The organism is Marinigracilibium pacificum (genome assembly GCF_012926615.1).
Lineage (GTDB): Bacteria > Bacteroidota > Bacteroidia > Cytophagales > Cyclobacteriaceae > Mangrovivirga > Mangrovivirga pacifica.
Window position 1 is genome coordinate 177,916 of the sequence record NZ_JABBNU010000007.1, and the last position, 25,043, is coordinate 202,958.

The window sequence follows — 25,043 nt, forward strand, 5'->3', positions numbered from 1 at the left end:
GTTACTTTAAAAGATATTTGACTTGAAGGTCTCCATATCCATAGATCGGAGCTTTTTTATGGAATTCCTGAAATATTTTACCAAAGTCAGTTGTTCCCTGGTCTTTAATTTCCTTAAGTATTTTTTTAGCTTTCAAATAAGAATCTCCATCGGCCTCAAGTGTTCTAACAACCTGGGCAAGTAGAGGAAGAACTGAAGATAATGAACGGGTTATTTTATGCATAGAAGCATAGTTTTTTTCACAATATGCAGTCCAAAGATGCTGCAAGGCTGAAAATTGATGATATGAAAGATTGATTTTAGCTTTGAAAGCCTTAGCTAATTCAATTTTATTCATATCTCCAAAGCCGTTTTTATAACCAACAGAGGGTAGTACTAAAGAAATTTCTTTTAATGCATTAAAATTGATTAATGAAGTAGTAAACCATAAGTTCACCTGGCAGAATAAGTCGTGTTCAAACCAAAGATTTAGTTTGCTTCCCTTCTTAATGGCTGGGATTTTCATAATCTCGGGTATAGATTCTTTATAGTACTTTTCTATAGGTTCATTATACGCACTGCTTATAAATTCAGCTCTCATGTCAAATAATCTGGGTAAAGAATCATCAATAGCCGGGCCTTGTGACATAGCTTCTCTCATGATAATTTTGTCACCTGAAGCTTCTTTTGGTAATCTCTTTAGTAGAGCGTCGCCGTTTAAGATATGAACATTCATCTGGTAATTTTTAAAATAAAATAGCCTTGACCAAATAAGGTACAAGGCAAATTACTTTGTTATATGTGATAATACAACTATTATTCGTCAGAGTGATTATTTATCCATTTCTTCGATCATATCTTGTAGTGTTTTTTCAAGACTTAAATAATCAATATTTAATGTTTTTTTGCTTTTTGTATTGTTAAATCTTAATGGGTAGCCAACATTATTTTCTACAAATTTTGACGAAATACCTACAAAAGGCCCAAGAATTTTCAAAAGCCACTTTGGACTGGTTGATTTTGGTAATTTAAACTTACCAGGGAATGATTTTCTTATAGTATTAGCCATTTCTAATACAGTCATACTTTCATTTGAAAGTATATGTCTGCCTTCTGTATTGTCAATTTCAACAGCATTAATATGTGCCTCTGCAACATCTCTGACATCAACAACACCAAACATTAAATCTGGAGCTCCGAACTGCATTTTACCATATAGCAGGTCCTTCATGAATTTTAAACTCTCTGAATCTGAAGATTTTGTTAATGAAGGTCCCATTACAAAAGAAGGATTGATTACACATAGCGACCATCTTTCTTGATTATCATGAAGTTCCCATGCTTTTTTTTCAGCAAGTGTTTTAGAATAGGGATAGGGCTGGTGATTTTTGCTACTTGTTGTATTCCATTGGTCCTCTGTGAAGTATTCTAGGCCTTGATCTTTCATGTCTTTAGCATCGCCATAAATGGAAACAACGCTGGAAGTCAGGATGACTTTTTTAACATGAGGGAATTTATTAACTGAAGAAAGTACATTTTCAGTTCCTTCCAATGCTGGTTTTATCAGGTTTGCAATAGGGTCTTTAACATTAAGTTTAAAAGGAGAGGCCATGTGAATTACTGTATCACATCCTTCAAGTGATTTGTCATATGACCCAAACTTTAATAAGTCAGCCTCAAATATTTCCAGGTTGCCATCAGTTGTATTCGCAATTTGAAGGAGATGTTCATACTTTTCTTTGTTATCCTTATTTCGGAGTGTAAGGTTAACGTGATGACCGTTTTCCAATAACCCTTTAACCACCCAGGATCCAATGTATCCTGTACCACCGGTGACCATGATTTTATTACTCATCTTCAAAATGTTTTCAGTTTAGAAACTGAAGATAACTATTAAACATGAAAAATATGAGTACTAAGATTTATTATCCGACAGGGTAAGATTTTAACCTGAAGCTAAATGCACTTCCTTTTCCCGGTTTTGAAGAAATCTTGATTGCAGTATCATGCAGTTCCATGATCTTTTTAACGATTGCTAATCCAAGACCGGCACCTTCTCTTTTGGCACTGCTATCATTTTGCCTGTAACGCTCAAAAATAATGGCTTGTTCTTTTTCGCTCATACCTGGGCCTGAATCAGAAACCGTGATTTTAACATCATGATCAGATCTTGAAAGGAGAAGTTTTACCACACCATTTTCAGGTGTGAATTTCAAAGCATTTTCTATCAGGTTTTGAATAGCTCTTTCAACCAGGCTGATATCAGCGAACACCATTGGCAATTGCTCGGAACTACTTTCAATTGAGATATTAATATTTTTCTTTTCTGCTTTTAGTTTGAACTTGTTTACTATATCCATTGCAAGGTCTGTAATTGCAAAGGGTTCTTTTTCGGGTTCGATTTGCTTAGACTCGAGTTTTGAATATTCAAAAAGCTGGGTGATCAAGTTTGATAGCTTTTCAGAACTATCCTGAACTATTTTTAAATAATATTCTTTATCATTTTCACTGAGGGATTCCTTTTTCATTTGTAAGGTTTCCACATAGCCCTTCATTATTGAAAGTGGTGTTCTTAAATCATGGGATACATTGGCGATTAATTCTCTTCTTAAATTATCAACAGATTTAATCTCCTCCATATTTTTTACAATTGTATCAGCCATTGAATTGAAATTTTCAGCTAATACGGATAAATCAGACTGTTTAGCGTTAGCAATACGGATACCATAATCACCTTCCGAAAACCGTTTTACTGAATTAATGATATTTCTCAGGTTCCTTGTAAGGTAATACAATGCGGCAAAGCCAACTAAAAGTGTAAATACCATTGTAATTACCATGGCGCCAAGACTAAGCCTTGTGAAATAACCTGAAAGCAGCGAGCTAAATACAACCTCTTGTTCACGTCCTTCCAGGATTATATAAATGTATCCTTCATGACCATCAATATTGAATTCAGCCGCTGAAAAGATTTTTTCTTCATTAATATTTCTTGGATCATCGCCAACAATGTATTTCTCACCATTTGTAGCTATGAATTTTTCAATAGGCTTAGTGTCAACTTTTTGAACAGGAGCATCCGGGTCAGAATGATCTAATACTACGGAGTATAAAATAGCTCCGGATTTATCGAGAAGATAAACTTCAATAGATCGGTTGACAGCCATCATATCATGCATGATATCTCCGAAAAGTGGTTTGTTTACTGATCCGTCTTCAAGAAATGGTGCTTCATTTTGAAATTTTTCTTCAATTAAATGGTTGGCTACATTCGCATTTAATTTCTGTGTAGTTTCATGATAAAGTTTTGAAGTGAAGTAAAATGAAGCTAAAACGTATATACTTCCCATAAAAATAATCAGGAAGAAAAACGTCATCATCAATTTTTTTATAAATCTATTAGATAAGGTGTCTTTGGTATTCATGCTGTGGTAATTACTTCTTCGTTAAACTTATAGCCAATTCCCCAGGTGGTTTTAATGTACTTGGGATTATTCATGTCTGGTTCAATCTTGGCTCTTAATCTATTTATATGAGAGTTAACAGTATGTTCATATCCATCAAAATCATAACCCCATATTAATTTTAAAAGGTCTGATCTTGAGTAACTTCTTCCGGGATGGGAAGCCATTAATGTTAGCAATTCAAATTCCTTAGGAGAAAGCTCCACTTTATCATTCCTTACTATTACCTTTCTTTTGTCAATGTCAATTGTTAACTCATCAAAGTTCAGAGTTTTTTCTTCAGTGCTAGAAATGCTTTCTTCGATCATTTTGGTTCGACGGAATATTGCTTTCACTCTGGCGATAAACTCTCTTATACTAAAAGGTTTAGTTATGTAGTCATCGGCGCCCATTTCAAGACCTAAAACTCTGTCTATTTCTTCAGATTTTGCCGTGAGCATAATTATAGGAGTACTTTGCTTTGCCCTGACTTCCCGACATACATTCAATCCGTCTTTTTCAGGGAGACTGAGATCAAGAATTATCAAGTCTGGATCTTTAGAAAAAGCTTTTTCAACACCTGAGTTGCCATCGTAAGCTTTAATTACTTCACAATCCAGATCTTTTAGGTGGATTTCTAAAAGATTTACAATTTCCGGATCGTCTTCTATAACTAATACTTTTTTCATTATTTAAAAGAAGGTAAAATTTATCACAGAAGTATCACAGTATGTTTACATTTCTGTTTTTGATAAATGTATGGAAATAATTCAATTAATAATTACCAGAAATCAATAATCAGATGCTTATGTCGTGAAGACGTCTATTCAGGATTGTCTTTTGTAGTTGATATTTTAAAAGGGAATGTTGAATAGTTTTTGATTTCAACAATGTTACCAGGCATATTAAATCCTGCATCATTTAATGCATTCCAGACACTCATCATAACATTTGATTTTATATCAAATCGACGAAATGTCGGGTCAAATAAATCAACCCATATTGTATATTTCAGGTTAACCGTGTTAGTGCCGTAATCGGTTAAGTATACCGATGGAGCCGGTTCTTTCAAAACTCCATCTATTTTTAAGGCTGTGTTTATAATTATTTCAGCAGTTTTTGCCAAATCTGTTCCATAATCCATTCCCAGAGATATCTCATATCTAAGGAAACCATCTACAGTATAGTTGGTAAGGTTACCTTTTATAATTGTGGCATTTGGAATAAATATATCTTTTCCATCATAAGTTTTGATTCGGGTAGACCTCAAGGTCATAGCCTGAACTCTTCCTTTTTCTTCACCAACTTTTATTAAATCTCCCTTTTTAAATGGACGATTAAATGCCATGATAACCCCTGCAATAAAGTTTTCACCGATATCTTTAAATGCAAACCCAAAAATAATTGCAGCAACACCAGCTCCTGAAAATATTCCAACAACCATTTGGCCATAGCCTATAATTTGAAGAAAAAATAGTGCACCAATTAGCAGGATCGAATAAAAGATGATATCTGTTATGAATTTACCCATTACCACATCATCAAACTTTTTGGCTAGGCGAGGGGACAGAAATCTTTGTGCTCCCTTAGCAAGAAAATAAAAGACTAAAAAAATAATAATTCCTACAGATAGTTTAGGTAGGATTGTTATAAGTTCATCATAATAGATGTTTAGCTGATCTATAAAGGAGTCCTTTATCTTTTTAAACATACTTCAAGGTTTGGGTTGCCTTTTTCAAATTAATAAATATGTCATAAAAAGAGATGAATTACTAAATATAAAAAAAGGGGCAAAGCCCCTTAATATCTTAATCCAGGTGATATATTTCTCGTATTTCATCCAGGATCTTTTTAAAATCAATACTCAGATCCACAATTTTTCCAGTTCTGATATCAAAGACCCAGCCATGAACCGTAATTCCTCGTTCTCTACTAGCAACTTGAACCTCAGCCTTTTTCAGAACGTTTACGCATTGTTCCTGAACATTAAGTTCAACTAAACGTCTATATCTATCATCTTCATCAGATATAGCATTTAATTCATCTTTATGAATTCTGTATACATCGCGAATATTTCTTAACCATGGGTTTAGAATTCCAAGATCTACTGAATCCATTGCTGCTTTAACTCCACCACAATAATAGTGACCACAAACAACTATATGATTAACTTTTAAATGCGCAACAGCATAATTTATAACAGAAGCACTACTGATGTCAAGATTTGAAACAACATTGGCAATGTTTCTATGTACAAATGCTTCCCCGGGACCAACTCCCATTAATTCTTCAGCAGTCACACGACTATCTGAGCAACCTATATATAATATTTCAGGACTTTGACCCTTAGAAAGATTTTCAAAATATTGATCATCAACACCAAGCTTTTCTTTTACCCAATTCTCATTGTTCTTAAATATTTGATTTATATCCATTATAAATTATTTTTTATGTGTTTTTCAAATATACCTATCAAAAGCTAATTACAATAGCATTTTATTGGTTTCTAAACTATTAAAACTCCCGGTAGGATGAACGAAAAATAAGAAAATATTTTACTTTTTAAATGAATCCTGAACTTTTTAGTTATAAAAAAAGCCCTCAGATGAGGGCTTAATTGTTATTCGAATGCCGGAATTCCGGTTATCTCTTTTCCGAGAATTAATAAATGAATATCATGAGTTCCCTCATAAGTTATTACAGATTCCAGGTTAGCCATATGTCTCATAATAGGGTAGTCACCGGTAATTCCCATACCACCATGAATTTGTCTGGCTTCTCTTGCAATTCTTAATGCCATTTCAACGTTGTTTCTTTTTGCAAGGGAAATCTGGGCAGTAGTTGCTTTACCTTCATTAAAAAGCTGGCCTAAACGCAGGTTTAATAATTGAGCTTTGGTGATCTCAGTAAGCATTTCTGCAAGTTTCTTTTGAGTAAGCTGAAATCCCCCAATAGGTTTTCCAAATTGAATTCTTTCTTTAGAATATCTTACAGCTGAATCATAGCAATCCATCGCTGCACCAATTGCACCCCATGCTATACCATATCTTGCCGAATCTAAACAATTCATTGGAGCACCTAACCCACTTTTACCAGGTAAAAGGTTTTCTTTAGGCACCTTTACATCATTAAATACCAATTCACCAGTAGTAGATGCTCTAAGGCTCCATTTTCCATGAGTTTCAGGAGTAGTGAATCCTTCCATGCCTCTTTCTACAATCAGACCATGAATTCTTCCTTCTTCATTTTTAGCCCATACAACAGCAATATCTGCTTTTGGTGAATTTGAAATCCACATTTTGGCACCATTTAATAGATAATGATCACCCATATCTTTAAAATTGGTAACCATTCCACTAGGGTTTGAACCGTGGTCAGGCTCTGTTAAGCCAAAACATCCAAGCATTTCACCTGAAGCTAGTTTTGGTAAGTATTTCTTCTTTTGTTCTTCTGATCCGAATTTATAAATAGGGTACATTACCAATGATCCTTGAACAGAGGCTGTTGATCTCATACCTGAGTCACCTCTTTCAATTTCCTGCATAATAAGACCGTAGCTAATATAGTCAAGACCGCCGCCACCATATTGCTCTGGTACTGTAGGCCCAAAGGCTCCGATGTCACCAAATTTTTTCACGATTTCATAAGGAAAGTGTGCTCTTTCTGCCCAGTCTTCGATATAGGGACTGATTTCCTTTTTAACAAAATCTCTTATTGATGATCTGATTAATTTGTGTTCTTCAGTTAAAAGATCGTCGATGTTGTAAAAATCAGGAGATTCAAATAGATCCTGTTTTACTGCTTTTTTATTTTCCGCAGCTGTTTCAGTATTCATGAATTATTAGGTTTGTTGTTTCTCAAGTTCATCAAATTTACAAAGACATTTTAATTTGGATAATATTCTATTGAATAAAAAAATAAAATTTAAATACTGAGGTATGAAATTTATGATTTGGTATACCCCTTAGTTTATAGAAGAATATTTGAAAGATTATTTGATTAATGAAAATAGGAAAATGTACTTTAATGAGTGTATTTTTGCAGATATTTTAAGGATAACTCCCTTACCAAATGATGAAAGAATTATCACTGAAACTCCCTCCACATATAGCCTATGATGAGGTAGAGTTAAAGAAATTTATTTCCTCCGAAACGGGTTATGAAGAAAACAGGATCGATTACCTAATTCGTAAAAGATCGATCGATGCCCGTAGAAAGCAAATCGTAATTAACGTTACTGTTGATGTTTTTATTGATGAAAAGGCTCCTTCGCTAATTCCTGAACAGCGAGAATATCAAGATGTATCAAACCGACCAGTAGTTCTAATTGTTGGAGCAGGTCCTGCCGGATTATTTGCAGCTTTAAGGGCAGTGGAATTAGGTTTTAAACCAATTGTATTCGAAAGAGGAAAAGATGTCAGAGAGAGGCGTAGAGATCTTGCAGCAATAAATAAACATGATATAGTCAACCCGGAAAGTAATTATTGCTTTGGGGAGGGCGGAGCAGGGACATATTCAGATGGAAAGCTCTATACCCGAAGTAAAAAGCGGGGTGATATAATGAGAATTCTCGAAATTTTAGTTGCTCATGGCGCCAGAGAAAACATATTATATGAGGCTCATCCTCATATTGGAACAAACAAATTGCCTCCACTTGTTGCCGAATTGAGAAATAGTATATTAAAGGCAGGAGGGGAAATTCATTTTAATACCAGAGTTACCGATTTTATTATCGATAATGAACGAATGCGTGGTGTTGTGACTGCTTCCGGCAAGTCTTATGAAGGAATTGGTGTAGTACTGGCAACCGGGCATTCGGCAAGGGATATATTTAGCATCCTTAATAATAAGGGCGTTGATATTGAGTTTAAACCATTTGCATTAGGGGTTAGGATAGAGCATGAGCAAACCTTGATTGATAGTATGCAATATAACGCAAAGGACAGAGGTGAATATTTACCTCCGGCTGCATATAGTATAAAAACTCAAGTCGATTTAAAAACAGGGAGGTATGGAGTTTTTAGTTTTTGTATGTGTCCGGGTGGATTTATTGTTCCTTCTGCAACAGCTCCAGGCGAACAAGTTGTTAATGGGATGAGTCCAAGTAGAAGAGATGGCCGATATGCCAACTCTGGAATGGTAGTGACAGTATCAGATCACGATCTGGATGCTTATAAAGAGTTTGGTGCACTTAAAGGGATGATGTTTCAGGCTGAGGTAGAAAAAAAAGCTTTTGAATCAGGAGGGAATACTCAAAAGGCTCCAGCTCAAAGAATGATAGATTTTGTAAACAAGAAAACTACTGCTTCCCTAAAAGATACATCTTACCAACCTGGATTAGTATCTGCAGATTTACGTGATTATCTTCCAGAGTTCGTAGCTGAATCGCTGAGGAAGGGATTTTTGAATTTTAAAAGGAAAATGCCATCTTACTTTACCAACAATGCTCAGCTAATTGGAGTTGAAAGTCGTACATCATCTCCAGTTCGTATTCCGAGGGATAAAGAATCTTTGGAGCACGTGAGAATCAGAGCATTTTATCCCTGTGGAGAAGGGGCAGGGTATGCCGGAGGAATTATGTCTGCGGCTATGGATGGTGAAAGATGTGTAGAAAAATTGATAGAATCATATGGGTCTAAATGATAAGAAAACTGTAATCATAGGAGCTACTCCAAATCCGGCAAGGTTTGCCTTCAAAGCAGCCGATATGTTTGCTTCCTATGATGTGCCATTTGTTCCGGTAGGAATAAAAAAAGGTGAAGTATTTGGAGAAGAGATTCAAGATATAAAAGAAAAACCATCTGTTGAGGAAGTTCATACGGTTACCATGTATATAGGACCAAGGCATCAGGACGAATGGATGGATTATATAATTTCACTAAAGCCAAAGAGGATAATATTTAATCCGGGAACTGAAAATTTTGAGTTCTATAAAAAGGCGGAACAGGCTGGTATAGAGACGATTGAAGCATGTACACTGGTGATGCTGTCCACAGGGCAATTTTGATTGATTGATAGATTTATTATTTTTGAAAATAACACGTTAATAAATCTGTTTTTAGCACTTTATTGCGTATTTTTGAATGTTTGTATAATTCAAAATTGAGATAATTTTGGCGGAAAAAGAAAATAACTACTCGGCAGGTAATATTACGGTTCTCGAAGGTCTTGAAGCGGTAAGAAAAAGACCTGCAATGTATATCGGTGATGTTGGAATCAAAGGTCTTCACCATTTGATTTGGGAGGTTGTTGATAACTCGATCGATGAGGCATTAGCCGGGTATGCGAAAAATATATCTGTAACTGTCCATAAAGACAACAGTATTACAGTTGAAGATGATGGACGTGGTATTCCAGTAGATATTCATAAAAAAGAAAATAAATCTGCATTAGAAGTTGTAATGACTGTTCTTCACGCAGGTGGAAAGTTCGATAAAGATACTTACAAAGTTTCCGGAGGTCTTCATGGTGTGGGTGTATCCTGTGTGAATGCACTTTCAACTGACTTGAAGGCTACTATTCATCGTGATGGTAAAATCTGGACTCAAAGCTACTCTAAAGGTGCTCCTCAGACTCAGGTTGAAGAGATTGGTAAAACGGATAAATCCGGAACAACCATCTGGTTTAAACCTGATAATGAGATTTTCATTGTTTCTGAATATAAGTATGAAACAATTGCTTCTCGATTAAGAGAATTAGCATATCTGAATGCAGGTATCCGCCTGACACTTACCGATGAAAGGGATACTGATGACAATGGAAACTTCCTTTACAGTGAATATTTTTCTGAAGGAGGTTTACAGGAGTTTGTTGAATATCTTGATGAATCAAGAGAAAAGCTTATTCCAGCACCAATTTATATTAATAAAGAAGATGGTGAAGTTCCAGTGGAACTTGCTCTAAGCTACAATACTTCTTATTCAGAAAATGTTATTTCTTATGTGAATAACATTAATACGATAGAGGGAGGAACTCACATTGCCGGTTTTAGAAGAGCCTTAACAAGAACTTTAAAAGGCTATGCTGACCGTTCAGGTCTTCTTGAAAGAGCTAAGGTGGAAATTACTGGTGATGACTTCAGAGAAGGTCTTACAGCGGTAGTTTCTGTTAAAGTTCAGGAACCTCAATTTGAAGGTCAGACCAAAACGAAACTAGGTAACTCTGATGTTTCGGGGTATGTAGATAGTGCTGTTTCTGAAATTTTATCGGATTATCTTGAGGAAAACCCGAAAGAAGCAAGGGCGATTGTTCAGAAAGTAATTCTTGCTGCACAGGCACGTCAGGCTGCAAGGAAAGCAAGGGAAATGGTACAGCGTAAGAATGTACTTACTTCAACTTCTTTACCAGGAAAGCTTGCTGACTGTTCTGAAAAAGATCCTAAAGTATGTGAACTGTACCTAGTGGAGGGTGACTCTGCAGGTGGATCAGCAAAACAAGGTCGTGACAGAGGATTCCAGGCTATTCTTCCATTAAGAGGTAAAATTCTTAATGTTGAAAAAGCTCAGGAATACAAAATATATGAGAACGAAGAAATCAAAAATATAATTACTGCATTAGGTGTTTCTTTTGGTACTGAAGAAGATAAAAAAGCACTTAATATGGTGAAATTAAGGTATCATAAAGTGATAATCATGACTGATGCCGATGTTGATGGATCTCACATTCGTACATTAATTCTAACTTTCTTCTTCAGATATATGAGAGACCTTATTGAAAGTGGTTACTTATATATTGCTCTTCCTCCTTTATATCAATTGAAAAAAGGAAAAGACGTAAGATATTGCTGGTCAGAAGAACAACGTATGCAAATTACGAAGGAAATGGCAGGCGATGGTAAGGAAGAAAGTGTTGGTGTTCAACGTTACAAAGGTCTTGGAGAGATGAACCCTGAACAGCTTTGGGAAACAACCATGAATCCTGAAAACAGGGCACTTAACAAAGTTACAATTGATTCAGCTGCTGAAGCAGATCACCTGTTTGGAGTATTAATGGGAGACGAAGTAGCACCAAGAAGAGAGTTCATTGAGAAAAACGCAAAATATGCAAATCTCGATGTCTGATCTATATGAAAATAAAACTTTAATTATGTAATTTAAAAGCCCCATATGCATGGGGCTTTTTTTTAACCTTAACCCGATTATCCAATGGCAACGATTCATTCTAAGAAGATTGAAGAGTTAATTCAGGAATCCAAATATATCAGCAGGGATTTAAGCTGGCTGCAGTTTAATTATCGTGTACTTGACCAGGCAAGGAAAACAAACAGGACACTAATTGACAGGCTTAAGTTTTTAGCGATTACCAGTTCCAACCTAGATGAATTTTTTATGATCAGGGTGGGTAGTTTATATAATTATATAGACTTTGGAAAAGAGCGAATTGACTACTCGGGACTAAGTGAATACACATTTAGAGATAAACTGTTTGACGAGTCTCATAAGTTCTTTAATCTGCAAATGAGTACTTATTGTAAGGAACTCACTCCTTTATTTAAAGATTATGGGTTAAGAATTGTCAAGTTTAGTGGTTTGCATAAGCGGGAAAAGGAAAAGGTTTCCAATTATTTCAAAGATACCGTATTTCCTATGCTTACTCCAATGACCTATGATGGAATGCACTCTTTTCCTATTCTTATGAATAAGGTGCTCGTTTTTGGAGTAGTTACCCAAAGTAGCGGTAATGGTATCCAGATGAGTAAAAAGAATACCGCAAGGAGCAAAATTTCTTTTATCCAGATTCCAAATAATTTGCCGCGATTTTTTGAAATCAGAAGGGAAAGAGAAGTTGTATTTATTCCAATTGAAGAAATAGTTCGTGAACATATAAGCTGGTTGTTCAGAAACGTAGAAATTATCTCCGCTGATTTATTCAGGTTGACACGTAACGGTGATTTTACCTTGGAAGAAAGTGATGATATCGAAACTAACTTTCTGGATGAATTAAAAAGCAAACTTAAAACCAGACAGACGGGACGGGTCGTTAGAATCGAGGTTGAATCAAAATATAATAAAAACCTTCTGCGCTTTCTTAAGAAGCGATGGAACCTTGAAGATTTTAATATTTTTAAGGCTCCTGTTGGTGGCTTAATTGACTTTACCAGCTTTTGGCAGTTAATCAAACATACTGAGTTTAAGCATTTGTTGCCTAAGTCTCCGGAACCAAGAGATCCGATTAATTATAATGCCAGAAATAACGAGGACCTGATGGAGGTTCTTAAGGAAAAAGATATTCTTCTTCACCATCCATATAATAGCATTAGTCCGCTAATTGAATTATTGGAGAAATCTGCGGAGGATCCTCAGGTTCTTTCGATAAAAATGACCATCTACAGACTTGCGAAAGATAGCCGGATTGTAGCAGCATTGTTGAAAGCTGCAGAAAATGGAAAGAACGTTGCAGTATTGTTTGAAGTGAAAGCAAGATTTGATGAAGAAAATAACATCAAACAGGCAAACACTTTGAGAAAGGCTGGTTGTTATGTGATTTATGGCTTGAGTGCTGTAAAAACACATACAAAGCTTCTAAATATTGTTCGTCAGGAGGGTAAAAAGGTTACATCTTATGTACACCTTGCTAGCGGGAACTACAATGAAGATACTGCTACATTATATACCGATATAGGAATGTTGACTACCCGTTCTGAATACGCTCATGATGTGTCAGAATTCTTTAATGTTATTACAGGACATTCAATACCAGGAGGGTATGAAACTCTACTAACTGCACCTCGAGATATGAGACATCAGTTGATAGAACTTATACGTATAGAGGCAAAAAATGCCAAGGAAGGTAAAGAATCAGGTATTGTTGTCAAGATTAACTCCCTTCAGGATGATATAATTATAGATGAACTTTATGAGGCATCAAAAGCTGGAGTGCCAATCAGGTTGATTGTTAGAGGGATGTGCTGTTTGAAGCCGGGAGTTGAAGGTCTTTCCGAGAATATTAAGGTAATATCAATTGTTGGAGATTATCTTGAACATTCTCGAATTTATTATTTCCATAATCAAGGTGACCAGAAGCTTTACGGTGGAAGTGCTGATATTATGGTTAGGTCTCTTGATAGAAGATTGGAGTCACTATTTTTAATAAAAGATCCATTAATTAAGAAATATCTTATAAATGTCCTTTATTATAATCTTCTGGATAATGTAAATTCATATAAGATGAACAGTGATGGTTCTTATGATATGAAAAATGCTGCTCCTGAAGAAGAAAAGATTAATGTACACGAAGCATTTTATCATCTTACTGAAGATAAACTTGAAGATATAGACCTGTTAAGTATATAATGAAATTAGCTGTAGTAGATATTGGTTCGAATGCAATTAGGTTTCAGGTGAATACCGCACAGGTATTCAGGGAGGAAGTCTATAGTAAGAAATTAGAATATGTCAGGTTCCCATTACGTCTGGGTAAGGATGTGTTCAAATACGGCAGGATCAAAAAGAAGCGTGTCGAGAAATTCATAGAGTTAATGAATGTCTACAAAAGCTTGATGGATTTGTATGAGGTTGATGACTACTTGATATGTGCCACATCAGCAATGCGAGAAGCAGATAACGGTCCTGAAATTGCTACAAAAGTTAAAGAGTCTTGCGGATTGAAAATCAGGATTATTGATGGTGACGAAGAAGCTTCAATGATAAATAATGCATTGAAGCAGTACCTCAATGAAAATATTGTTATACACGTTGATGTTGGTGGAGGTAGTACTGAATTAAATATCTATAGGAACCGGAAAAAACTGATCGCACATTCTTTTAAACTAGGATCGGTCAGAAGTCTTGGGCATTTTGAAAGTCCTAAAGTATGGGAAAAGATTCATCAATGGATAGGTGACCAACTGGAAAAATATAATAAAAAAGGATTACCTGTTTCGGCAATTGGTACCGGTGGAAATATCAGTAAAATAATGGATCTTTCAGAAAATGGCTCGAAAGGAGAGGTTACTATTGATCAAATAAAAGAAGTTAAATCCCGGCTTTCGGAAATGTCATATGAAGAAAGAGTCTACTTGTTAAACCTGAATGAAGACCGGGCCGATGTGATTTTACCTGCAGCAGATATTTATCTTGCTGCTATGGAATGGGCCGGCGCTGATACTATGATAGTACCGACAGTTGGGCTTAAAGATGGAATGATTCAAAAATTAATTGATAGACATTTCGACCAAAAACCTGCATTAAAAGTTTAAAACACACTTCCTGATTTTAATATTCGAGTTGATTGGTTAATAATTTCCTAAAAATTTTATTATTTCATTATCATTCGTTTATTTTGTATTCGCTTATCAAGAAAGACTGAGGGATTGGGCCCTTTGACGTCTTAGCAACCTTGGTTAAACTTGGTGCTAACTCCCATCCTGGTAATTCCAGGAAAAGATAAGTTTCAAGCCTACCTGAAACTCTTTCTTGATATCGTAGAATTTTTAAAATAAGAGAGAGTGGATATTAAATCAGCCTTAGAAAAAAGAATTTTAGTTCTGGATGGTGCCATGGGTACTATGATCCAGCAGTATAAACTGGAAGAGGAGGACTTCAGGTCTGATCGGTTTAAAAATCATGAATCGCCTTTGAAGGGGAATAATGATTTACTCAGCATAACGCGCCCGGATATTATTGAAGTAATTCATAAGGAGTATCTGGCAGCTGGAGCGGATATCATCGAAACCAATACTTTCAGCAGTACCTCAATAGCTCAGGAAGATTATAATTTGCAACACCTGGCTTATGAATTAAATTATGAATCAGCCAGGATAGCAAAAAAGGCTGCTGATGAATACACTTCTATTGATCCTGAAAAACCAAGATGGGTAGCCGGGTCAATTGGTCCTACTAATAAAACTGCAAGTCTTTCGCCTGATGTAAATGATCCCGGCTTTAGGGCAATAACCTTTGATGCTTTGGTTGAAGCTTATAAAGAGCAAATATCAGGTTTGATTGATGGTGGAGCAGACTTGTTATTAATAGAAACTGTTTTTGATACATTAAATGCCAAGGCTGCACTTTTTGCTACTCAGGATTATTTTGAGGATGGAGGTAAGAAAGTTCCGGTTATGATTTCAGGTACAATCACTGATGCTTCCGGAAGAACACTTAGCGGACAAACTACTGAAGCTTTTTTGATTTCGGTTTCACATGTTGATCTATTATCCATAGGGTTAAATTGTGCTTTGGGCGCAAAGCAACTTCGACCTTACTTACAGGTACTTAGCCGCAAATCACCGTTTGCAACCAGTGCACACCCAAATGCAGGATTACCAAATGAATTTGGAGAGTATGACCAGACTCCAGACTCGATGAGAGCAGAAGTTGAAGAATTTCTAAAAGAAGGTTTATTGAATATTATCGGAGGTTGTTGCGGGACAACTCCTGAACATATAAAGCAATTAGCAGATCTGGCTTCAAGATATCAGCCTAGAACGCAAGTTGAAGAAAATATTGAAAATTGATGAGTAAGAAGGATATAAAAATTGAACCATTAAGATTAAGTGGATTAGAACCTTTATACGTTACACCTACCGCTAACTTCATAAATATAGGTGAGCGTACTAATGTAACAGGATCTAGAAAATTCCTTCGTTTAATTAAGGAAGAGAAGTTTGAGGAGGCACTTGAAGTAGCTCTCGATCAGGTAAGAGGTGGTGCTCAGATCATTGATGTTAATATGGATGAAGCCATGATCGACGGAAAGGAAGCTATGGTAAAGTTTCTCCATATGATGGCTTCTGAACCTGAGGTTGCCCGAATTCCGGTAATGATTGACTCATCCAAATGGGAAATAATTGAGGCCGGATTAAAGTGTATTCAGGGAAAAGGGATCGTTAACTCAATTTCATTAAAGGAAGGCGAGGAAATATTCTTGGAGCAAGCGAGGCTAATTAAAAAATATGGAGCTGCAGTGGTGGTTATGGCTTTTGATGAGTCAGGGCAAGCAGATAATTATCATCGTAGAATAGAGATCTGTGAAAGATCATATAAGCTATTAACTGAAGTTGCTGAATTTCCGGCTCAGGATATAATCTTTGATCCAAATATTTTTCCTGTAGCAACCGGAATGGATGAGCATAGAAGAAATGCAATAGACTTTTTCGAAGCAACATCATGGATCAAACAACATCTTCCAGGTGCCAGGGTAAGTGGAGGAGTGAGTAATGTATCATTTAGTTTCAGAGGGAATAATCCTGTAAGGGAGGCTATGCATGCTGCGTTTCTTTATCATGCCATAAAACATGGAATGGATATGGGTATTGTCAATCCAACCATGCTTGAAGTTTATGATGAAATACCGGATGAACTTCTTGAAAGAGTCGAAGATGTATTGCTAGACAGACGCGATGATGCCACTGAAAGACTTCTTGAGTATGCAGATACGGTAAAGGATGATCAAAAAGGTGAAAAACAAGCAGAAGAATGGCGTTCTGAAAGTGTAGAAAAGAGACTTTCTCATGCTTTGGTAAAGGGAATTCTTGATCACATAGAAGAAGATGCAGAAGAAGCTTACCAGAAACTTGGTCGACCACTTGAAGTGATTGAAGGTCCTTTAATGGATGGGATGAATATAGTTGGAGACCTGTTTGGCGAGGGAAAAATGTTTCTTCCTCAGGTAGTTAAGAGTGCCAGGGTAATGAAAAAGGCTGTTGCTTATTTGACTCCATACCTTGAAGCTGAAAAGAAAGCAAACCCTAATCAAAAGGCTAAGGCTAAGATTTTATTAGCTACTGTTAAAGGGGATGTTCATGACATCGGTAAAAATATTGTAGGAGTTGTACTAGCCTGCAATAATTTTGATGTAATTGATCTTGGAGTGATGGTGCCGGCTGAAAAGATTATTCAGACAGCAATTGATGAAAAAGTTGATGCTATCGGACTTAGTGGATTGATAACTCCATCACTGGATGAGATGGTTTATATGGCTAAGGAAATGGAACGTGTTGGCCTGGAAATCCCATTGTTAATCGGTGGAGCAACAACTTCACGAATTCACACTGCTGTAAAAATTGATCCACATTACTCTGGGGTAGTTACTCATGTGCTTGATGCCAGTAGGTGTGTATCAGTTTGTAGTGAAGCATTATCTGATAGTAAAAAAGATGATTTTAAGGCTCGTGTAAAGTCAGAATATGAACAAGCCAGACATGATCATGCAAATAGGAAGCAGGAAAAAAAATATATAAGCTATGAAAAGGCTGTTTTAAATGCCGTTAGACAAGACTGGGAAGCTTATAAACCTCCTGTACCTTCAAAAACTGGCACTTTTGTATTTAATAATCTGGATCTGGAGGAATTGGTTCCATTTATTGACTGGACTCCATTTTTCTCTGCATGGATGTTGAAAGGTAAATTTCCACAGATATTAAATGATAAAGTAGTAGGAGTGGAGGCATCAAAATTATATTCAGATGCTCAAAATATGCTTGCAGATATAATCGAGAATAAAAGTTTGCGAGCTCATGGAGTTGTTGGTATTTATCCAGCCAGCAGGGTAGCTCCTGATACCGTTCAGGTATTTGACGAGAAAGGAAACGCATATTTTAGGTTTGAATTTTTAAGACAGCAGGGTCAAAAAGGATCAGGCTTGCCAAATCTTTCATTGGCTGATTTTATTGCTCCCGAAGATAATGGAGTTGATCATATTGGTGCTTTTGCAGTTACCGCAGGAGAAGGAATTGAAGAAATTCTAGAACAATATGAGCTGGATGATTACAAACAAATTATGGTTAAAGCATTAGCTGACAGGTTAGCTGAAGCTTTTGCCGAATATCTTCATGAAAAAGTCAGAAAGGAAATTTGGGGATATGCTCCTGATGAACATTTTGAAAATGAAGACTTAATAAAAGAAAAATATCAGGGAATCAGACCTGCACCAGGTTATCCAGCTTGTCCGGAACATACAGAGAAGCTTAAGATTTTTGACTGGCTTAAGGTGACTGAGAACACCGGGATTTTTTTAACTGAAAGTATGGCTATGTATCCTACTGCCGCTGTTTCAGGATATTATTTTAGTAATCCGGAATCACGATATTTTGGTTTGGGTAAAATTAGCCGGGATCAGGTTGAAGACTATGCCAGAAGGAAAGGATGGAGTATAGAAACAGCTGAAAAATGGTTGGCTCCAAACCTTAATTATGATCCTGAAAAAATTGTTGTTGAAAATTGATCAAAGACCTTTTTAATCATAAAATATGAAAGTTACAGAGCATTTTGCTAAAGCTAATAAAACACTTTTTTCTTTTGAGATACTTCCTCCTTTAAAAGGAGAAAATATCCAGAAACTATATGATCACCTTGATCCATTAATGGAGTTTAATCCTCCGTTTATTGATGTTACTTATCATAGGGAAGAATTCACTTATAAAAAGAGAGAAAACGGACTGCTTGAAAGGCAAGTTATAAGAAAGCGTCCCGGGACAGTTGGTATTTGTGCTGCTATTAAAAATAAATATAACGTTGACACTGTACCTCACCTTATATGTGGAGGCTTTACTAAGGAGGAAACAGAAAATGCTTTGATTGACCTACACTTTTTAGGGATCAATAATGTATTAGTTTTAAGAGGTGATGCAATGTCAAGTGAAGCAAGGTTTGTTGCTGAAGAAAATGGACATAATTATGCTTCAGAATTACTTGAGCAGGTGAGTAATATGAATGCAGGTAAGTATCTTGATGATGAATTAACCAATGCAGAACACACAGATTTTTGTATTGGAGTGGCAGGATATCCGGAGAAGCATTTTGAGGCGCCAAATATTGCAAACGATTTGAAATACCTTAAACTAAAAGTTGATATGGGTGCACAATACATTGTTACCCAAATGTTTTTTGATAATGAGAAGTTTTTCTCCTTTGTAAAGAAATGTCGTGAAATCGGTATCAATGTTCCTATTATTCCGGGTTTAAAGCCAATTACTACCCTAAATCATCTAAGCTCATTGCCTAGACATTTTTATATTGATCTTCCTGATGACCTGGTGAATGCAGTTGAAAAATGTAAAACCAATGCAGAAGTTAGGGAGGTAGGAGTAGAGTGGGCTATACATCAGTCAAAAGAATTGATTGATTTTGGAGTGCCAAGTTTGCATTTTTATAGTATGGGTAAAGCTGAACCGGTAAGAAGGATTGCTTCGGCTTTATTTTAAACCTATATGTTGCTGGTTGTCCTTTCATGAACTATTTTAGAAAGAAAAAATGCAAATAGTCGAGTGTCCTCGTGATGCCATGCAAGGATGGCATTCTTTCATTCCAACTCAAGATAAAATCAAATATATTAATGAATTATTAAAAGTTGGATTTCATACTATTGATTTTGGAAGCTTTGTATCTCCAAAGGCAATTCCACAAATGAAAGATACCGCTGAAGTGTTGGCCGGACTAGATTTAGATAATACAAAATCAGAGCTTTTGGCTATTGTAGCCAATTTAAGAGGGGCCAATGATGCAGCAGAGCATAATGAGATTAAATATTTAGGATTTCCTTTATCTCTTTCGGAGACTTTTCAGCTAAGAAATACTAATAAGTCAATCAAAGAGGCAAAGGAAAGTCTTAAGGAAATACAAGATGTTTGCCAGAGAAACAACAAAATCCTTGTGACTTATTTGTCTATGGGTTTTGGTAATCCATATAATGATCCATATAATGCAGATTACCTTCTGGAATTCACGCGTGAACTAGAGCAAATTGGTGTTTCGATCGTAAGTTTGTCTGATACCGTTGGGTCTGCATCACCTGAAGAAATAAAGCAAGCGTTTGAGAATACAACCAGAGAGTTTCCTGATATAACCATTGGTGCTCATTTTCATAGTACTCCGGATAAGGCGTTAGAAAAAATATCAGCAGCATATGATGCGGGATGCAGAAGATTTGACAGCGCAATTAGAGGTTTTGGAGGATGCCCTATGGCTAAAGATGACCTTACCGGCAATATTGCAACTGAGACAATACTACAATATTTAGGTAAAAATAACATCGATTCAGGTTTAGATAATGATCAGTTTAATGCTTGTATAAAGGCTTCTGCCTCGGTTTTTGTATGAAATCAGTGAAAGTTACCTGTTTAACCTTACATTGGCTGTTTTTTCATTGAGGTCACCATTTGTATATTTAGGAGTATAAAACAACACTTGGTCAATAAAAACAAATTTTTATGAAACGACTAGTTTATTTTTTAATAATCATTCTTACAGTTTTCAGTGTACATGCAAAGAACACTTCTGCAAAGGAATACACTGAAGAAGGTATGAAGTTTTTTGAAGCACGTAACTATAGAGATGCTTTAAAGTTTTTCAATAAGGCTATTGAAGCTGATGAAAGTTATGAGCCTGCTTTTTTTAATAGAGGAAAGGTAAAGAAGATTCTTCAGGATTATAAAGGTGCGATGTTAGATTTTAATAGAGTACTTGAATTAAATGAAGAGGCTTATGATGCTTTTTATGAAAGAGGAGGTATTAAATTCGAAATGCAGGATTATTACGGTGCAATTGCTGATTTTACCGAAGCAATAGAATTAAATCCAAGTTTTGTTGATGCTTATTATCTTAGAGGTCAGGCAAAACTAGAGCTTGATGCCTATAAGGATGCAATTAATGACTGTACCCGAATTATTGAAATGGAACCTAAAAATCCGGATGCATTTTATTTAAGAGGTATACTAAGAATTGAGTACGGACAAAAGGAAGCTGGATGTCTTGATCTTAGTAAAGCTGGAGAGTTGGGAGACTTTAATGTCTATGAAGTGATTAAAGAAAAATGCAATAAGTAATTAAGTTAAAATTCAAAATTTAAAGCCGCTCTAAGCGGCTTTTTTTATAGGCTAAATGTTTTTCCCGGTAAGGATTTAATTACCCCACTCAATTCAAGTGAAAGTAGTATTGAAGCCATCTTTGGTAAGGGTACCTGGCTTCGCCAACTCAAATCATCAATATGTATACCTTCAGGTTTTTCAATTAATACGCTGAGTATTTGTCGTTCTTCCAAAGTGTATTTACTTAGATCAAGTTGTGAAGAGGGTGTTCGGCTTTTTGTTGATGACTTACAGATATCCCAATTTAGTGCTTCTGCAATATCTCTTCCATTTGTTACTATTGCAGCAGAATTTCTTCTTATCAGATCATTGCAACCCTGACTATATTGTGAAGTTAGATTTCCTGGAATAGCGAAGACATCTCGGTTATAACTAAAGGCAATATCTGCAGTAATCAATGCTCCACCTTTTGATGCTGCTTCAACAACGAGAACAGCGTCGGCAATTCCGGCAATTATTCGGTTTCGTGCCGGAAAGTTATGGAAGTCTGGCAAGGTGCCTGGTGGATATTCTGAAATTAAGCATCCATTGGTGGTCATTTCCTTGGCAAGTGATTTATGCGAAGCAGGGTAAATCATATCAAGTCCATGCCCCAATACACCAACAGTTGGAATATTGTGGTTTAATGAGCTTCTGTGTGCTTTTCCATCTATTCCCTTTGCAAGTCCGCTAACAATGAGTAAATCTTCCTGATAAGATAATTCCTGGATTATGGATTCTGTAGCCTGATTGCCATAAGTCGAAGCATTTCTTGTCCCTACTACAGCCAATATCTTTTTCCTGCTTAGGCAATTGAAGTCTCCCTTATAGTAAAGAGTCAGTGGTGCATCGACACATTCTTTTAACCTTGATGGATAATCATCGTCATAGAATGAAGATATTCCAATGTTTAGTTTATTACATTTATTTATCAGGTTATCAGCTTTTTCGAGTGCTTCAGATTTACATTTATCATTAATTTTACTGATAAATTTGTCACCTATCCCGGGTATGCTTTTTAGCTTTCCTTTTGGCATGAAAAACAGCTTCTTTGCTGATCCAAGATAGCTGACCAGTAATTTAGCGGTTTTTGAACCAACACCCGGAATATACTGCAATGCAATAGCATACTGCAGGTCTTCCTTCATAAAAAATTGATTCTTTAGTTAATAAATTCTAATGATCCAGACGTCGCTTGATTTCGGATAAGAACTCTCTGACTTCTTTTAATTTTCCGATCACTTCAAGTCTGGATACAGTGTCATGGTTGTTATTTTTTAAAGCATCTTTTGCACCTTGTAGAGTGTACCCCTTTTCTCTGACAAGGTGATATATCATCTTGATACTTTCAATATCTTTTTGAGTAAAAATCCTGTTGCCTTTTTTATTCTTTTTGGGTTTGATAACATCAAATTCAGTTTCCCAAAATCTAATTAAGGATGGAGCCACATCAATCATTTCCGCGACTTCCCCGATTGAAAAATATTTTTTTTCTATCTGTTTTTCCTTATATGGCACTGTATGGATTTTTAGTTGAATTAAAATCCAAAATAAGTAATTTTTCCTAAATCATCAATGAATATTTTTGATTCAGGGAAATCTTCAGCATTAAGTTGCTGCATTCTTCTGATTACTCTTTTGTCCGGATCAACTTTAGGAATTCCTCTATCTTCCTGAATAATAGGAATTATATCTCCGTATAAAAATTCACCACTTCTGGTGGTATATAATTTTATCAATGGAGCAATACCGTTTACACCTTTAAGGTTAAATCTGTTATAGGTAGCAAAATTCCCTAATGAATATGCTATGAATCGATTGTTATATACTTCAACAGCTCTTGTAACGTGCGGGCCGTGACCAAAAACAACATCAGCACCATGATCAATAACCCAGTGAGAAAATTTATATACATTTCCTCTGTTTTCACCATAGAACGTTTCTGTTTCTCTAGTTACATGCTCATGTTTTGATCCTTCGGCTCCCCCGTGAAAGCTAACAATTACGATATCACTCAGGCTGTCAAGATGCCGGATGATTCTGGCCGCAGCTTCGTAATCAGTGATGCTTTGAGTTGCAGTATTTGGTGCAAAAGCAGCAAACCCATATCTAACACCATCCTTTTCAAATAAGGTATATGGTTTAACTGACTGTCCGGCATGCTCAATGCCATATTTGTCAAGTGTTGCCATTGTAGATTTTCTTCCTGTATTGCCAAAATCTCCCGCATGATTATTAGCTGTACTCAGTACATCAAATCCTGCATCTACAAAGTGTTGGGCATAGTATTCAGGAGATCTGAATAGGTAGCATATGCTCGGATCTTTACAATATTTTTGTTCTCCACCTTCGTTTAGGAGAACTCCTTCAAGATTACCAAATGTAAGATCAGCATTAATAAGATGTTCTTTAACATGTGCCAGCTGATATTTACCGCTATCTGATGGAAGGTATTCTTCTTTTGGGAAATTGGTTCCAATCATGATGTCGCCAACTCCAATTATGCTTATTGTATCTAATAAATAATTTATCTTCTTTGCAGCAGTTTTTCCTTTATTAATTGCTGCGGTATTATCTAGAGTAATGCTATTAGCTAAAAATGGCTTTTCTGTTATTTCCTTTCTTGATAAAGGACTTGGTAAGGGTAGTTGTTTTGACCCTGCACATGATGAAAGCAGTGCAACGACAAAAATAAAAGAAAAATAAAATTGAATTCTCATAATTAGCTGGTTAATAAGTTTAAAAAAAGCAACACTTAAAAATGTGTTGCTTTATGAATTTTTTGAATGAATGATCTATTATCCTAGTGATTGGTTTTCTATAGATGCCAGATCAAGTAATTTTTGATACTCTTCATCAGTAACATCCATGATCATATATAAAATAGGATCTACTTTTTTGCCATCCTTCATAATTTCATAATGGCAGTGAGGAGCTGTTGATCCACCAGTGTTTCCTACCTTTCCAATAGTTTCTCCACGAATAACTTTTTGACCTTCCTTCACTGAAATAGTTTGCATGTGAGCATATCTGGTTTTAAGTCCGTAGCCGTGGTCGATCTCAACATAGTTTCCATAACCGGTTCTTTTGTTTGATCTGACAACTTTGGAGATTTTTCCATCACCTGTTGCATAGATTGGAGTTCCTCTTGGTGCAGAGAAGTCTATACCCCAGTGCATTTTACGAACTTTATATATCGGGTGCATTCTTAAACCATATCCTGATGCTAGTCGGTTTAATTCAGTATTTCTTACAGGCTGGATTGCAGGGATACTCGCCAGCATTTTGTTTTTATTCTCAGCCAGCTTTTCAATTTCATCATAAGAAAGAGACTGAGCGTACATTTCTTTATTGAGTTTATCAATTTTCATTCTTGTTTGCTCAAGAACCTCAGGCAAATCAGCTTCTCTATATTTTTTATACCTGTCAGTACCACCAATTCCAAGCTCACGAATTGAAGATGGCAGAGGATCTGCCTCCATAATTTGGCGGTATATTTTTTCATCTCTTTGTTGCAAATAAGTTACATACTCCCTTTGCATTGAGATTTCTCTTTGCCAGTTAGTAAGAGAATCACGTAGAGCTCTGTTTTCCTGTCTGAGGTTTTGTTCTTTAGGTGAGTCAAATGCTGCAAAGTATGCAGAAACCAACCCTATTGCTATCAATACTGATACGAACATGAAACCCATGAAATTCAGCACTACATCCCAGCTAGACACTTTCACGCGCTCGTATTTGCAAGTTTCTGTGTCGTAATAATATTTTATCCTAGCCATTTGTCGTATACAACTTTAAATCTTGTATTTTTGCTTGATATGTTAAATAATACGAAAAGAATT

The 25,043-nt window shown here is 36.0% G+C and carries 21 protein-coding genes and 1 riboswitch; of the genes, 10 read left to right on the forward strand and 11 right to left on the reverse strand.

All coding sequences use genetic code 11. From position 1 onward, the window contains the following. Position 1: 1 nt before the first annotated feature. From HH304_RS12490 to HH304_RS12520, 7 genes are all read right to left on the reverse strand, one after another. Entirely contained in the window at positions 2 to 715 is a 714-nt protein-coding gene (locus HH304_RS12490; protein ID WP_169682079.1) for a DUF1835 domain-containing protein, read from the reverse strand. A 96-nt stretch (positions 716 to 811) separates the two neighbouring features. After that, positions 812 to 1,834, reverse strand: a complete 1,023-nt coding sequence (locus tag HH304_RS12495; protein ID WP_169682080.1) for an SDR family oxidoreductase — start codon at positions 1,832 to 1,834, stop codon at positions 812 to 814. Positions 1,835 to 1,904: 70 nt separating this feature from the next. After that, on the reverse strand, positions 1,905 to 3,404 hold the full coding sequence (locus tag HH304_RS12500) for a sensor histidine kinase (RefSeq protein WP_169682081.1): 1,500 nt from the start codon (positions 3,402 to 3,404) through the stop codon (positions 1,905 to 1,907). Beyond that, positions 3,401 to 4,111, reverse strand: coding sequence for a response regulator transcription factor (locus tag HH304_RS12505; protein ID WP_271711605.1), 711 nt, complete (start codon positions 4,109 to 4,111; stop codon positions 3,401 to 3,403). The genes HH304_RS12500 and HH304_RS12505 overlap by 4 nt, the downstream gene beginning before the upstream one ends. Positions 4,112 to 4,245: 134 nt before the next feature. Beyond that, positions 4,246 to 5,133 (reverse strand): mechanosensitive ion channel family protein, encoded by an 888-nt coding sequence (locus HH304_RS12510; RefSeq protein ID WP_169682082.1) that lies wholly within the window; start codon positions 5,131 to 5,133, stop codon positions 4,246 to 4,248. Positions 5,134 to 5,230: 97 nt separating this feature from the next. Continuing rightward, on the reverse strand, positions 5,231 to 5,857 hold the full coding sequence (locus HH304_RS12515; RefSeq protein ID WP_169682083.1) for a carbonic anhydrase: 627 nt from the start codon (positions 5,855 to 5,857) through the stop codon (positions 5,231 to 5,233). A 185-nt stretch (positions 5,858 to 6,042) separates the two neighbouring features. Next, the gene (locus HH304_RS12520; RefSeq protein ID WP_169682084.1) at positions 6,043 to 7,257 is read right to left on the reverse strand and encodes an acyl-CoA dehydrogenase family protein; all 1,215 of its coding nucleotides are present in this window, start codon (positions 7,255 to 7,257) and stop codon (positions 6,043 to 6,045) included. A gap of 236 nt (positions 7,258 to 7,493) precedes the next feature. Between HH304_RS12520 and HH304_RS12525 the strand changes: the two genes are divergently transcribed. The 10 genes from HH304_RS12525 to HH304_RS12570 all read left to right on the forward strand — a co-directional run bounded on the left by HH304_RS12525 (position 7,494) and on the right by HH304_RS12570 (position 21,183). After that, positions 7,494 to 9,065, forward strand: coding sequence for an NAD(P)/FAD-dependent oxidoreductase (locus tag HH304_RS12525; RefSeq protein ID WP_169682085.1), 1,572 nt, complete (start codon positions 7,494 to 7,496; stop codon positions 9,063 to 9,065). Further along, the gene (locus tag HH304_RS12530; RefSeq protein ID WP_169682086.1) at positions 9,052 to 9,429 is read left to right on the forward strand and encodes a CoA-binding protein; all 378 of its coding nucleotides are present in this window, start codon (positions 9,052 to 9,054) and stop codon (positions 9,427 to 9,429) included. Before HH304_RS12525 ends, HH304_RS12530 begins: the two co-directional genes overlap by 14 nt. A gap of 106 nt (positions 9,430 to 9,535) precedes the next feature. Next, positions 9,536 to 11,482: a DNA topoisomerase (ATP-hydrolyzing) subunit B gene (gyrB, locus tag HH304_RS12535; protein WP_271711606.1), complete on the forward strand. Its 1,947-nt coding sequence runs from the start codon at positions 9,536 to 9,538 to the stop codon at positions 11,480 to 11,482. An 84-nt stretch (positions 11,483 to 11,566) separates the two neighbouring features. Continuing rightward, positions 11,567 to 13,714, forward strand: a complete 2,148-nt coding sequence (gene ppk1 / locus HH304_RS12540) for a polyphosphate kinase 1 (protein WP_169682087.1) — start codon at positions 11,567 to 11,569, stop codon at positions 13,712 to 13,714. After that, the gene (locus tag HH304_RS12545; RefSeq protein WP_169682088.1) at positions 13,714 to 14,619 is read left to right on the forward strand and encodes a Ppx/GppA phosphatase family protein; all 906 of its coding nucleotides are present in this window, start codon (positions 13,714 to 13,716) and stop codon (positions 14,617 to 14,619) included. Before ppk1 ends, HH304_RS12545 begins: the two co-directional genes overlap by 1 nt. 90 nt (positions 14,620 to 14,709) lie before the next feature. Continuing rightward, a riboswitch (SAM riboswitch) is annotated at positions 14,710 to 14,813 on the forward strand. A 55-nt stretch (positions 14,814 to 14,868) separates the two neighbouring features. Next, positions 14,869 to 15,876 (forward strand): homocysteine S-methyltransferase family protein, encoded by a 1,008-nt coding sequence (locus HH304_RS12550; protein WP_169682089.1) that lies wholly within the window; start codon positions 14,869 to 14,871, stop codon positions 15,874 to 15,876. Continuing rightward, on the forward strand, positions 15,876 to 18,584 hold the full coding sequence (metH, locus tag HH304_RS12555) for a methionine synthase (RefSeq protein WP_169682090.1): 2,709 nt from the start codon (positions 15,876 to 15,878) through the stop codon (positions 18,582 to 18,584). The genes HH304_RS12550 and metH overlap by 1 nt, the downstream gene beginning before the upstream one ends. A 25-nt stretch (positions 18,585 to 18,609) precedes the next feature. Continuing rightward, positions 18,610 to 19,563: a methylenetetrahydrofolate reductase [NAD(P)H] gene (metF, locus tag HH304_RS12560; protein WP_169682094.1), complete on the forward strand. Its 954-nt coding sequence runs from the start codon at positions 18,610 to 18,612 to the stop codon at positions 19,561 to 19,563. Positions 19,564 to 19,612: 49 nt separating this feature from the next. Beyond that, on the forward strand, positions 19,613 to 20,458 hold the full coding sequence (locus HH304_RS12565) for a hydroxymethylglutaryl-CoA lyase (protein ID WP_169682096.1): 846 nt from the start codon (positions 19,613 to 19,615) through the stop codon (positions 20,456 to 20,458). Between the two features lie 110 nt (positions 20,459 to 20,568). Beyond that, positions 20,569 to 21,183 (forward strand): tetratricopeptide repeat protein, encoded by a 615-nt coding sequence (locus HH304_RS12570; protein WP_169682098.1) that lies wholly within the window; start codon positions 20,569 to 20,571, stop codon positions 21,181 to 21,183. A 44-nt stretch (positions 21,184 to 21,227) separates the two neighbouring features. On the opposite strand, the gene dprA is transcribed toward HH304_RS12570, so the two are convergent. The 4 genes from dprA to HH304_RS12590 form a co-directional block, all read right to left on the reverse strand. Further along, positions 21,228 to 22,352: a DNA-processing protein DprA gene (dprA, locus tag HH304_RS12575; protein WP_169682101.1), complete on the reverse strand. Its 1,125-nt coding sequence runs from the start codon at positions 22,350 to 22,352 to the stop codon at positions 21,228 to 21,230. Positions 22,353 to 22,380: 28 nt separating this feature from the next. Beyond that, a complete protein-coding gene (locus HH304_RS12580; protein WP_169682103.1) occupies positions 22,381 to 22,722 on the reverse strand; it encodes a MerR family transcriptional regulator in 342 nt (113 codons plus the stop codon). Between the two features lie 20 nt (positions 22,723 to 22,742). Further along, entirely contained in the window at positions 22,743 to 23,924 is a 1,182-nt protein-coding gene (locus HH304_RS12585) for a CapA family protein (RefSeq protein ID WP_169682105.1), read from the reverse strand. 78 nt (positions 23,925 to 24,002) lie between these two features. Continuing rightward, on the reverse strand, positions 24,003 to 24,980 hold the full coding sequence (locus HH304_RS12590; protein ID WP_169682106.1) for a M23 family metallopeptidase: 978 nt from the start codon (positions 24,978 to 24,980) through the stop codon (positions 24,003 to 24,005). Positions 24,981 to 25,043: the final 63 nt, after the last annotated feature.

Bases quoted from the DNA above. Each gene is read 5' to 3' on its own strand.
- HH304_RS12490 (WP_169682079.1), bottom strand. From the start codon at position 715: ATGAATGTTCATATCTTAAACGGCGACGCTCTACTAAAGAGATTACCA.
- HH304_RS12495 (WP_169682080.1), bottom strand. From the start codon at position 1,834: ATGAGTAATAAAATCATGGTCACCGGTGGTACAGGATACATTGGATCC.
- HH304_RS12500 (WP_169682081.1), bottom strand. From the start codon at position 3,404: ATGAATACCAAAGACACCTTATCTAATAGATTTATAAAAAAATTGATG.
- HH304_RS12505 (WP_271711605.1), bottom strand. From the start codon at position 4,111: ATGAAAAAAGTATTAGTTATAGAAGACGATCCGGAAATTGTAAATCTT.
- HH304_RS12510 (WP_169682082.1), bottom strand. From the start codon at position 5,133: ATGTTTAAAAAGATAAAGGACTCCTTTATAGATCAGCTAAACATCTAT.
- HH304_RS12515 (WP_169682083.1), bottom strand. From the start codon at position 5,857: ATGGATATAAATCAAATATTTAAGAACAATGAGAATTGGGTAAAAGAA.
- HH304_RS12520 (WP_169682084.1), bottom strand. From the start codon at position 7,257: ATGAATACTGAAACAGCTGCGGAAAATAAAAAAGCAGTAAAACAGGAT.
- HH304_RS12525 (WP_169682085.1), top strand. From the start codon at position 7,494: ATGATGAAAGAATTATCACTGAAACTCCCTCCACATATAGCCTATGAT.
- HH304_RS12530 (WP_169682086.1), top strand. From the start codon at position 9,052: ATGGGTCTAAATGATAAGAAAACTGTAATCATAGGAGCTACTCCAAAT.
- ppk1 (WP_169682087.1), top strand. From the start codon at position 11,567: ATGGCAACGATTCATTCTAAGAAGATTGAAGAGTTAATTCAGGAATCC.
- HH304_RS12545 (WP_169682088.1), top strand. From the start codon at position 13,714: ATGAAATTAGCTGTAGTAGATATTGGTTCGAATGCAATTAGGTTTCAG.
- metH (WP_169682090.1), top strand. From the start codon at position 15,876: ATGAGTAAGAAGGATATAAAAATTGAACCATTAAGATTAAGTGGATTA.
- metF (WP_169682094.1), top strand. From the start codon at position 18,610: ATGAAAGTTACAGAGCATTTTGCTAAAGCTAATAAAACACTTTTTTCT.
- HH304_RS12565 (WP_169682096.1), top strand. From the start codon at position 19,613: ATGCAAATAGTCGAGTGTCCTCGTGATGCCATGCAAGGATGGCATTCT.
- HH304_RS12570 (WP_169682098.1), top strand. From the start codon at position 20,569: ATGAAACGACTAGTTTATTTTTTAATAATCATTCTTACAGTTTTCAGT.
- dprA (WP_169682101.1), bottom strand. From the start codon at position 22,352: ATGAAGGAAGACCTGCAGTATGCTATTGCATTGCAGTATATTCCGGGT.
- HH304_RS12585 (WP_169682105.1), bottom strand. From the start codon at position 23,924: ATGAGAATTCAATTTTATTTTTCTTTTATTTTTGTCGTTGCACTGCTT.
- HH304_RS12590 (WP_169682106.1), bottom strand. From the start codon at position 24,980: ATGGCTAGGATAAAATATTATTACGACACAGAAACTTGCAAATACGAG.